Origin of the sequence: Actinoplanes sp. NPDC048791, assembly GCF_040650095.1 — a bacterium.
GTDB lineage: Bacteria > Actinomycetota > Actinomycetes > Mycobacteriales > Micromonosporaceae > Actinoplanes.
The window spans coordinates 1-10,155 of sequence record NZ_JBEZGQ010000233.1 but is presented as its reverse complement, the minus strand read 5'-3'; the positions used below and the strand labels follow the sequence as shown (position 1 = coordinate 10,155).

Here is a 10,155-nt window from a genome sequence, read left to right as displayed (position 1 = left end):
GCGGCGATGGACTACGCAGAACAGACAGGAGGCAGCGCCGAAGTGGCAGCCCTGCGAGGAGGACAAGACCGCCCAGTGCGCCACCCTCGACGTGCCGGTCGACTGGGCCCAGCCGTACGGGGCGTCCGTGGCGATCGCGCTGGCCCGCCGCCCGGCTGCCGACAAGAAGCAGCGGATCGGCACGCTGGTGGTCAACCCCGGCGGCCCCGGCGGCTCGGGCGTCGACTTCACCCTCGACAGCACGTTCTTCAGCCCCGAGCTGCGCCGGCGCTTCGACATCGTGGGCTTCGACCCGCGCGGGATCTCACGCAGCCACCCGATCGTGTGCACGACGACGGTGCTGACCGCTGCCCCGCCGCCGGCCATCGAGAGTGCGAAGGCGTACGACGCGTTCGTCGCCTACAACCGCCGGCTCGCCGCCGACTGCGCCCGGCGCACCGGACCGCTCTACGGGCACGTCGACACGCTGAGCGTCGTGCGGGACCTGGAGGCGGTACGGGCCGCACTCGGCGAGGAGCGGATCAGCTTCTACGGGGCCTCGTACGGCACCCTGCTCGGCCAGCAGTACGCCGAGCGTTACCCGCAGCGGGTCCGCGCGATGGTGCTGGACAGCGTCATGGACCACACCGTCGACACCGACGGCTTCCTGGGCGGCGAGGCGCTCACCGCCCAGGACTCGTTCGACGAGTTCGTGGCCTGGTGCGCGCGCAGCACCGAGTGCGCCGTACACGGTCGCGACGTCCGCAAGCTCTGGGCCGGGCTGCTCGCCTCGGCGCGGCGCGGCACGCTGCGGGACCCGAACGACACGGCGTACAAGCTGACCCTGCACGAGCTGGTCGGGGTCGCGTTCAGCTCGATGTACGACCCGCAGTGGCACTCGCTCGGCGTCTTCATCAAGGAGGCGACCGGCGGCGCGGGCACCAAGCTCGGCCGGGCCGCCGCGGTCGACGTCAGCGAGCACAACTTCCACGCCGTGTTCTGCGACGACTGGTCGATGCCCGTGGCCGGGTACGCCGACCTGCGCACCCGCCTCGACCGGATCGCCGCGAAGTCGCCGCAGATGCCGTTCTCGCCGCTCGCGCTCACCTCGGTCTACGGCTGCCTGGGCCGTACCGGTGCCACGGCCAACCCGCAGCGGGCGCTGTCCCCGGCCAAGACCGGCCCGGTGCTGCTGGTCAACGCGCGGCACGACCCGGCCACCCCGTACGCCTGGGCCCAGCACGTCGCCGCTCAGCTCGGCCCGAAGGCATCCCTGCTCACCTACGAGGGCTGGGGACACACCGTCTACGGCCGCAGCGACTGTGTGGGCGGGGCGGTGGACCGCTACCTGCTGACCGTCCGGCCGCCCGCCGCCGGGACCCGGTGCCCCGGAGTCGAGCCGAAGGCGGCCGGCGTGGGCGGCATCGGGCCGCGCCGCGGTATCCGTGGCCGGACCGGGATCACCTGGTTCTGACCCCCTCGTCGCGGGGACGGCGGGGCACCGGCGTGAACAGCGAGACCGGCTGCTCGGGCCGGTCGGGGACCGGCTCGCCGTCCAGGATCTCCACCATGCGGCGGACCGTCGGGTCGCCCTCGTCCGCGACGTAGTCGTGCTCCCGGGTGTGGTCGCGGCCGTCGGCAGCCCCCGCGCCGCGCAGCACCGGGGTGAGCAGCGCCGCCACCAGCAGGTTCACCGCCAGGGCGACGATCCCGACGTAGATCGAGGCGTCGCTGTCGATGCCCAGGTTGCTCAGCGGCCAGGCCGATCCGCCGAGATGCTCGCGCACCACCGTGCGGCCGTCGCCGGCGTACTTGGGCACCTGGTAGAGCATCAGCAGGCCCACCGCCAGGCCCGCACCGATCCCGCCGGCCAGGGCCCAGCGGTGGAACCAGTTCGTGTAGAGGCCGAGGGCCACCGCCGGCAGGGTCTGCATGATCAGGACACCGCCGATCAGCTGCAGGTCGATGGCGAACTGCGTGTTGAGCAGCAGGATGACCAGCAGGGCGCCGAACTTCACGGTCAGCGACACGGTCTTGCTGACGTAGGTCTCCTCCCGGGCCGAGGCGTGCGGGCGGATGTACTGGCGATAGAGGTCCCGGGTGAACAGGTTCGCCGCGGCGATGGACATGATCGCCGCCGGCACCATCGCGCCGACGCCGATGGCTGCGAAGGCCAGCCCGGCCGTCCAGGGCGGAGTGTTCTCGGCGAACCACTGGGGGACCACGGTGTTGCTGTTGCCGCCCACTGCCGTCGTACCGTCGAAGACCGCGGCGAAACCGATCAGCATGAGCACCCCGAGGGTCAGGGTGTAGAGCGGCAGGGCCGCCAGGTTGCGGCGCAGCGTGCCGCGGTTGCGGGCCGCGAGCACGCCGGTGAGCGTGTGCGGGTAGAGGAAGAGCGCGACCGCCGAGCCCAGCGCCAGGGTCACGTAGTTCAGCTGGCTCTGCGAGGCGAGCAGCAGGCCGTCGTCGGTGCGCGGGCTGGCCGCGTACTTGTCCTGGGCGATGCGGAACACCACGTCCCACTGGCCCGGGGTCATCGACACGATGATGATCACCGCCAGCACCGTCCACAGGACCAGCGCGTCCTTGATGATGGAGACCAGCGCCGGGCCGCGCAGCCCGGCGTTGAACGTGTAGAGCGCCAGCACGGCGAACGCCACGGTGAGCGGCCAGCCCTTGGGCAGGCCCATTACCTCGAACACCGCCTCCATGCCGATCAGCTGCAGGGCGATGTAGGGCATCGTCGCCACGATGCCGAGGACAGCCACGATGGTGCCGAGGCTGCGCGAACCGAAACGGGCGCGGACGAACTCGGCCGGGGTGACGAAGCCGTGCACGTGGCACACCGACCAGAAGCGCGCCAGCACCACGAACAGCATCGGGTAGACGATGACCAGGAACGGCACCGGGAAGAAGCCGGCCGCGCCGACGCCGTACACCAGGGTGGGCACCGCGACGAACGTGTAGGCCGTGTAGACGTCCCCGCTGAGCAGGAAGAACGTCACCCAGTTGCCGAACGCGCGGCCGCCCAGGCCCCACTCCTCAAGGCTGTGGATCGAGTCGGGCCGGCGCCAGCGCGCCGCGGCGAAGCCCAGCATCGTCACCGCGCCGAAGACCGCCAGGAAGATCGTGAGCTGCATGACCTGCTTGTCGGACACCGGTCCCCGTCACCGCACTTTCAGGTGCAGGAAGGTGAGGATCGCGCTGGCCAGGAAGGCGAAGGACAGCTGGCCCCAGTAGAAGAACGGGATCCCGAACACGGTCGGCTCGATGCGGTTGTAAAGACCCGGGATCAACGGCAGGACTATCGGTACGAGCAGCAGCCAGTTCCAGGGGCTGGCATCCGCCCGCCGGACGCGGGCCGGCCGGCGGACAGCGCTGCGCTCGCGGATCGTGCGCCACTCGCCGGTGCCGTGCTGCGGCCCGTACCGATTCGCCGTCATAGAACCCCTCCGGGGCATGCATGATGGAATGACCAGTGACCTATGTCACCTGCGCGATACGCGAGCCACTCAATCACCCGAAGCGACGGAGATCAATACTCATCACTGAACCGGCGGTACTCGCCTCGTCACGGGCCCGGGGTATCCTTAGCCTGGCTAAGTATCCCGCAGGAGGCGCCGTGTCCCATCCTTCCGCCGTCGCCCCGGCTCACTGTTGAGCCGCCGCGCGCCCCGCGCCGCCATCGACCCTGACCAGCGCAAATCCTGGCTGCGTCGCGCGCTGCCGCTGGTCCGGGCCCACCGCGCGCTGCTGATCACCTCGCTCGTGCTGTCGTTCGCCGGGCTCGTCGTCCAGGTGCAGATCCCGAACCTGGTCCGGCTCGGCATCGACCGGGCCATCGTCGAGCGCACCGCCGACCTGCCCACCTACGTCTGGTGGATCGTCGCCCTGGCGCTGGCCCAGGGCCTGATCAACTACGCCGCCCGGCTCTACCTGCTGCGCACCGCGTACGAGCTGGAGTACGACCTGCGCAACATCGTCTACGCGCACCTGGCCCGGATGCCGTTCGGCTTCTTCGACCGGGTCCAGTCCGGCGAGCTGATGTCGCGGTCCGGCTCCGACATCCGCGCCGTGCAGATGTACCTGTCGTTCGGCCCGTCGATCCTGGTGCAGTGCCTGATCGCGGTGGTCGCCTTCGTGCTGATGCTCTCGATCAACGTGCCGCTGGCCATCGTGGCGATGGCCACCATGCCGGTCATCGGCTTCCTCGGCGTCGGCATGCGCAAGGCGATCTTCCCGGTGTCCTGGCTCATCCAGGCCCGGCTGGCCCGGCTGGCCACCGTCGTCGACGAGAACATCCAGGGCGTGCGGATCGTCAAGGCGTTCGCCGCCGAGGGGCGGCAGCTGCGCTCGCTGGCCGAGGCCGCGGACCGGATCCGCTGGGCGTACCTGCAGGACGCGCGGATCCGCAGCCGGTGGAATCCCGTACTGGACAACCTGCCGCGGCTGGGGCTGGCCCTGGTGCTGCTGGTCGGCGGCATCATGGTGATCGACGGCGGGACCACGGTCGGCACGATCGTGGCCTTCAACTCGTACGTGCTGATGCTCCAGCCGCCGTTCCGGATGCTCGGCATGATGATCATGATGGGTCAGCGGGCCTCGGCCTCGGCCGCGCGTATCTACGAGATCCTGGACACGCCCAGCGAGGTGGTGGACCCGGCCGAGCCGGTGGACGTGGTGCTGCGGGGCGACGTGCGTTTCGAGGACGTGCGGTTCGCGTACCCGAACGGGACCCTGGCCCTCGACGGCCTGGACCTGCGCATCCGGGCCGGGGAGACGGTGGCCGTCGTCGGGGCCACCGGCTCCGGCAAGTCCACCCTGGGCCGGCTGCTCGCCCGGTTCTACGACGTGACCGGCGGCCGGATCACGGTGGACGGGCACGACGTGCGCAGCCTGCGGCTGGCCCGGCTGCGGGACCAGGTCGGCATCGTGCCCGACGAGCCGTTCCTGTTCTCGCTCTCGCTGCACGACAACATCGCGTACGGCCGCCCCGGGGCCGACCGCGAGTCCGTGGTCGCGGCCGCGGTGGCGGCCGGGGCGGACGACTTCATCCAGGACCTGCCCGAGGGGTACGACACAGTGGTCGGCGAACGCGGCTACACCCTCTCCGGCGGCCAGCGTCAGCGCGTCGCCATCGCCCGGGCCCTGCTGGTGAACCCGCCGGTCCTCGTGCTGGACGACGCCACCAGTGCCATCGACGTGACGGTCGAGCAGCGCATCCACTCCTCGCTGCGCGATCTCATGCGCGGGCGGACCACGATCATCGTGGCGCACCGGCTCTCCACGATCAGCCTGGCCGACCGGGTGGTGCTGATGGCGGGCGGCCGGGTGGTCGCCGACGGCACCCACGAATCGCTGCTGGCGACCGAGCCGCAGTACGCCCGGGTCCTCGCCTCGGCGGTGGCGGCATGAGCATTTTCGGCGGTGGTTTCGGCGGCTTCAGCAGTGGTGGGCGGCCCTCGATGGGGATGGCCGGGCGCAAGGGCAACGGGCTGCCGTTCGCCGGCATCCCGGCCGACGTGGCCGAGGGCGTCGCGAAACTGGAGGCACAGGAGCCGGAGCACGGCGATCCGCGCGTCCCGTTCGACCCGGTGGCCGACAGCGGTGCCCGGGTCACGCTGCCCCGGCTGGTCATCGGACGGCCCGGCCTGCTGGTGGCGGCGCTGCTGGCGATCCTGGTCGAGACCCTGCTGCTGCAGGCCGGGCCGTACCTGGTCCAGGTCGGCATCGACCACGGCATCGCGGCCAGGAACCTGCCCGTCCTGGTCGGCGCCACGGTCGCCTTCGTCGCGGCGGTGCTGGCCACCGGCCTGGCCACCGCGGTCCGGATGCGGCAGAGCGGCCGGCTCGCCGCCTCGGCCACCCGCGACCTGCGGATCCGGATCTTCGCCCACCTGCAGCGCATGTCGCTGGACTACTACACCCGGGAGAAGGCCGGCGTCACCATGACCCGGATGACCTCCGACGTGGAGTCGCTGCAGTCCCTGCTGGCCGACGGCTTCGCCCAGTTCGTCATCCAGGCGCTCACCATGGTCGTGGTCACCGGAGTGCTGTTCCACTACCACGCCGGGCTGGCCGTCATCACGCTCATGCTGGTCGTGCCGCCGCTGCTGATCGCCTCGCTGTGGTTCCGCCGGGCGGCCGACCGGGGCTACAACCGCCAGCGGGACGCGATCGCCGCGATGTTCGCCGACCTGTCGGAGAGCCTCAACGGCGTCCGGGTGGTGACCGCGCACAACCGGCAGGACCGCAACATCGTGGCGCACCGCGAGGTGGTCGGCGGCTACCGCGACGCCAACGACTTCACCGGACGGATCAACGCGATCTACGGCCCCGGCACGTCGGTCATCGGCCTGCTCGGCATGGCGGCGCTGCTGCTGATCGGCGGCCGCATGGTGCTGCGCGGCACCCTGACCATCGGCGAGCTGACCGCCTTCGTGCTCTACCTGAACGCCTTCTTCCAGCCGGTGCAGCAACTGGTCCAGCTCTACACCCAGTACCAGCAGGGCCGGGCGGCGATCGGAAAGATCAACACCCTGCTCGGCGCGCGGCCGTCGGTGGTCCAGCATCCGGAGGCGACAGACCTTCCACCGGTACGCGGGGAGATCGTCTTCGCCGGCGTCACCTTCGGCTACCTCCCGGACCGCCCGGTGCTGGCCGGCGTGGAGCTGGTGATCCACCCGGGCGAGACGGTGGCCTGTGTGGGCCCGACCGGCGCGGGCAAGTCGACGCTGGCCAAGCTGGTCACCCGCCTCTACGACCCGACCGCCGGCAGCATCCGGATCGACGGTCACGACCTGCGCGAGGTCACCCTGGCCTCGCTGCGCCGGCAGATCGGTGTCGTCCCGCAGGAGCCGTTCCTGTTCGCCGGGACGCTGCGCGACAACATCGCCTTCGCCCGCCCGGCCGCCACCGACGCCGAGGTGTGGGCCGCGGTCGACGCGGTCGGCCTGCGCGACCTGGTGGAACGCTCGCCGGAGGGCCTCGCGACCCCGCTGCACGAGCGCGGCCAGTCGGTGTCCTCGGGCGAGCGCCAGCTGCTGGCCCTGGCCCGGGCGTTCCTGGCCGAGCCCCGGGTGGTGGTGCTGGACGAGGCCACCTCGAGCCTGGACCTGCGCAGTGAGCTGCGGGTCGAGGCGGCGCTGGACCGCCTGCTGGACGGGCGTACGGCGATCCTGGTGGCGCACCGGCTGTCGACGGCCATGCGGGCCGACCGGATCATCGTGGTGGACGAGCACCGCATCGTGGAGACGGGCAGCCACGACGAGCTGCTGGCCGCGGGTGGCCGCTACGCGACGATGTTCGAGACCTGGGCGGCGCACTCGGCGCCGGCCTGATCCCCGCCGCCCCTTAGGCTGGGACCGTGCAGCAGGCGTTCTGGATCGACGAGCAGTTCGATCGCGAGCATGCGACCGGCGGACCGAGCCGGTACGCCGGCGAGGTGCGCAGCCGCATCGACGAGTTCGCCCCCGCGTGGGGCGACTTCGCGCCGGTCACCTTCGCCGTGGTGGCGTGGCGGCTGGCCACCGGCCTGGAGCCCGGCTACGTCCGCCGGCATCCCCGGATCGTCTCGGCGGCGTGTTCGCGCAGCGCCTGGGACGGCAGCCTGATCTGCGACGTCACGCTGGTGTCGCCGTGGCCGGCCCAGCTCACCTGGAGCCGCCAGTGGGACCGGGACCGCGGCTGGCGCGACTGGCCCCAGCTGTTCGGCCAGTACGTCGGCCCGTCCGAGCAGGACCTGACCCGCAGCCCGCACCTGCGCGCCTCGCTGCTGGTGCAGGCGCCCGTCCGGCTCGACGACCTGCCGCCGGCCCCGGAAGGCCCGGAGGCGGCGGTCGAGCAGAACGCGCACCGGGCTGTCGCCGTGCTGGTCCGTGAGCTCAACGAGCTGCTGAACCCCATCGTCGACCAGCTCGAGACGGACATCCCCGCCGACTCGTGAGCGCCGGGTGTCGTTGATCGACATCGGTCGAGGGCTACCCTGCGGTAACCCCGCTGGGTAGCGTGGCTGTCACGAGCAGCCGTGCCCGGGTCAAGGGGGTAGACCGTGACCGAACCGGCCGACGTCACCGAGAAGCAGGCGCGCAAGGTCGCCGAGGAGGCCCGCCAGGCCGAGTGGCGCAAGCCCAGCTTCGGCAAGGAGCTGTTCCTCGGGCGGTTACGGCTCGACCTCATCGATCCCTGGCCCGCGGCGGAGCCCCGTCCCGACGCCGAGGAGTTCCTCGCCAAGCTGGAGGCATACCTGGTCGCGGAGGTCGACGGCGCCCGCATCGAGCGGGACGCCCGCATCCCCGACGAGGTCTTCCACGGCCTGGCCGCGCTCGGCGCGTTCGGCATGAAGATCGACAAGGAGTACGGCGGCCTCGGCCTGTCCAACCTGCACTACTGCCGGGCGCTGACCCTGATCGGCTCGGCCAGCCCGGCCGTCGGCGCGCTGCTGTCGGCCCACCAGTCGATCGGCGTGCCGCAGCCGCTCAAGACCTTCGGCACCCCGGAGCAGAAGAAGGCGTTCCTGCCCCGGCTGGCCGCCGGCGAGGTGTCCGCGTTCCTGCTCACCGAGCCGGACGTCGGCTCCGACCCGGCTCGCCTGGGCACCGTCGCCGAGCCCGTCGAGGGCGGCTACCGGCTCAACGGGGTGAAGCTGTGGGCCACCAACGGCACCGTGGCGACCCTGCTGGTCGTGATGGCCCGGGTGCCCGGCAAGGGCATCACCGCGTTCGTGGTGGAGGGCGACTCGCCCGGCATCACGGTGGAGCGGCGCAACGAGTTCCTCGGCCTGCGCGGCCTGGAAAACAGCGTGACCCGCTTCCACGACGTGTTCGTGCCGCAGGAGAACGTCATCGGCGGCCTCGGCAAGGGCCTGAAGATCGCCCTGACCACGCTCAACACCGGCCGGCTGTCGCTGCCGGCGATGTGCGTCGGCGCGTCGAAATGGTCGCTCGCCGTCGCGCGGGAGTGGTCGGCCGAGCGGGTGCAGTGGGGCCGGCCGGTGTCGCAGCACGAGGCCGTGGCCAAGAAGATGGCCTTCATCGCCGCGACCACGTACGCGATGGAGTCCACCCTGGACCTGTGCTGCATCCTGGCCGACGACGACCGCAACGACATCCGCATCGAAGCCGCGCTGATCAAGCTCTTCGCCAGCGAGACGGCCTGGCTGGTGGCCGACGAGCTGATCCAGATCCGCGGCGGCCGCGGCTACGAGACGGCCGCCTCACAGACCGCCCGCGGCGAACGCGCGGCCGAGGCCGAGCAGGTCCTGCGGGACCTGCGGATCAACCGCATCTTCGAGGGCTCCACCGAGATCATGCACCTGCTCATCGCCCGGGAGGCGGTCGACGCGCACCTCACCGTGGCCGGCGACATCATCGACCCGGAGGCCGGGATGGGCCGCAAGGCCCGCGCCGGGGCCCGGGCCGGGGCCTTCTACGCGCGGTGGCTGCCGAGCCTGGCGGTCGGGCGCGGCCAGATGCCGAACGGGTACGCGGAGTTCGGCCCCCTCGCCCCGCATCTGCGCTACATCGAGCGGACCTCACGCAAGCTGGCCCGGTCGACGTTCTACGGGATGTCCCGCTGGCAGGGCGGGCTGGAGCACAAGCAGGCCTTCCTGGGCCGCATCGTCGACATCGGCGCCGAGCTGTTCGCCATGTCCGCGGTGTGCGTCCGGGCCCGCGCCGAACGGGAGCACCGCGCCGCTGGTCGCGAGCTGGCCGACCTGTTCTGCCAGCAGTCCCGGCTCCGGGTGGAGGCGCTCTTCGCCGCGCTCTGGGAGAACACCGACTCTCTGGACGTCGAAGCCACCCGCCGGGTGCTGGGTGGCCGTTACGCCTTCCTGGAGCAGGGCATCCTCCCGCGGTCCACCGAGGGCGCCTGGGTGTCGGCCTGGCAGCCGGGCCCGGCGACGGTCGAGGATGTCCGCCGGCGGATCCCGCCGTTCACAGCCACGGAGTGACTTCACATTCGGTGACGAGCGTGTCTCCGGTTGTGCGCACCTCCCACTCGCGGTAGGCAGGAGTCTGTCCACTCTGTTCTCACCGCTCCCGGAGGCATGATGCGGTTCTCGACCGCGCTGGCCATGACGGCCACGCTCACCGCGACCACCGTCGCCCTCGTGCCCGCCTGGTCGGCACCGCGCCGGACAGCGCAAGCAGGTCCTGCGGCGCATCCACCGAG

7 protein-coding genes are annotated in these 10,155 nt (G+C 71.5%); 5 read left to right on the top strand and 2 right to left on the bottom strand.

The annotated features are described in order from the left end of the window. Positions 1-1,453 (top strand): alpha/beta hydrolase (locus AB0C29_RS18820; protein WP_360821730.1); only part of this gene is annotated, 1,453 nt, incomplete at its 5' end. Here the strand turns inward: AB0C29_RS18820 and AB0C29_RS18815 are convergent. After that, entirely contained in the window at positions 1,440-3,122 is a 1,683-nt protein-coding gene (locus tag AB0C29_RS18815; protein ID WP_360821732.1) for a sodium:solute symporter, read from the bottom strand. The two genes, AB0C29_RS18820 and AB0C29_RS18815, sit on opposite strands and share 14 nt — an antisense overlap. 27 nt (positions 3,123-3,149) lie before the next feature. Next, a complete protein-coding gene (locus AB0C29_RS18810; protein ID WP_360821728.1) occupies positions 3,150-3,425 on the bottom strand; it encodes a DUF3311 domain-containing protein in 276 nt (91 codons plus the stop codon). Between the two features lie 214 nt (positions 3,426-3,639). Here AB0C29_RS18810 and AB0C29_RS18805 point away from each other — a divergent pair, with 214 nt between their 5' ends. The 4 genes from AB0C29_RS18805 (at position 3,640) to AB0C29_RS18790 (ending at position 9,934) form a co-directional block, all read left to right on the top strand. Next, positions 3,640-5,397 (top strand): ABC transporter ATP-binding protein, encoded by a 1,758-nt coding sequence (locus tag AB0C29_RS18805; protein WP_360821727.1) that lies wholly within the window; start codon positions 3,640-3,642, stop codon positions 5,395-5,397. Then, positions 5,394-7,322 (top strand): ABC transporter ATP-binding protein, encoded by a 1,929-nt coding sequence (locus AB0C29_RS18800; RefSeq protein ID WP_360821725.1) that lies wholly within the window; start codon positions 5,394-5,396, stop codon positions 7,320-7,322. The genes AB0C29_RS18805 and AB0C29_RS18800 overlap by 4 nt, the downstream gene beginning before the upstream one ends. A gap of 26 nt (positions 7,323-7,348) precedes the next feature. Then, the gene (locus AB0C29_RS18795) at positions 7,349-7,927 is read left to right on the top strand and encodes a hypothetical protein (RefSeq protein WP_360821723.1); all 579 of its coding nucleotides are present in this window, start codon (positions 7,349-7,351) and stop codon (positions 7,925-7,927) included. Positions 7,928-8,032: 105 nt separating this feature from the next. Then, entirely contained in the window at positions 8,033-9,934 is a 1,902-nt protein-coding gene (locus AB0C29_RS18790; protein WP_360821721.1) for an acyl-CoA dehydrogenase family protein, read from the top strand. Positions 9,935-10,155 lie beyond the last annotated feature (221 nt).

Excerpts from the sequence above, each read along its gene's own strand:
- AB0C29_RS18815 (WP_360821732.1), bottom strand. The coding sequence starts at position 3,122 with ATGCAGCTCACGATCTTCCTGGCGGTCTTCGGCGCGGTGACGATGCTG.
- AB0C29_RS18810 (WP_360821728.1), bottom strand. The coding sequence starts at position 3,425 with ATGACGGCGAATCGGTACGGGCCGCAGCACGGCACCGGCGAGTGGCGC.
- AB0C29_RS18800 (WP_360821725.1), top strand. The coding sequence starts at position 5,394 with ATGAGCATTTTCGGCGGTGGTTTCGGCGGCTTCAGCAGTGGTGGGCGG.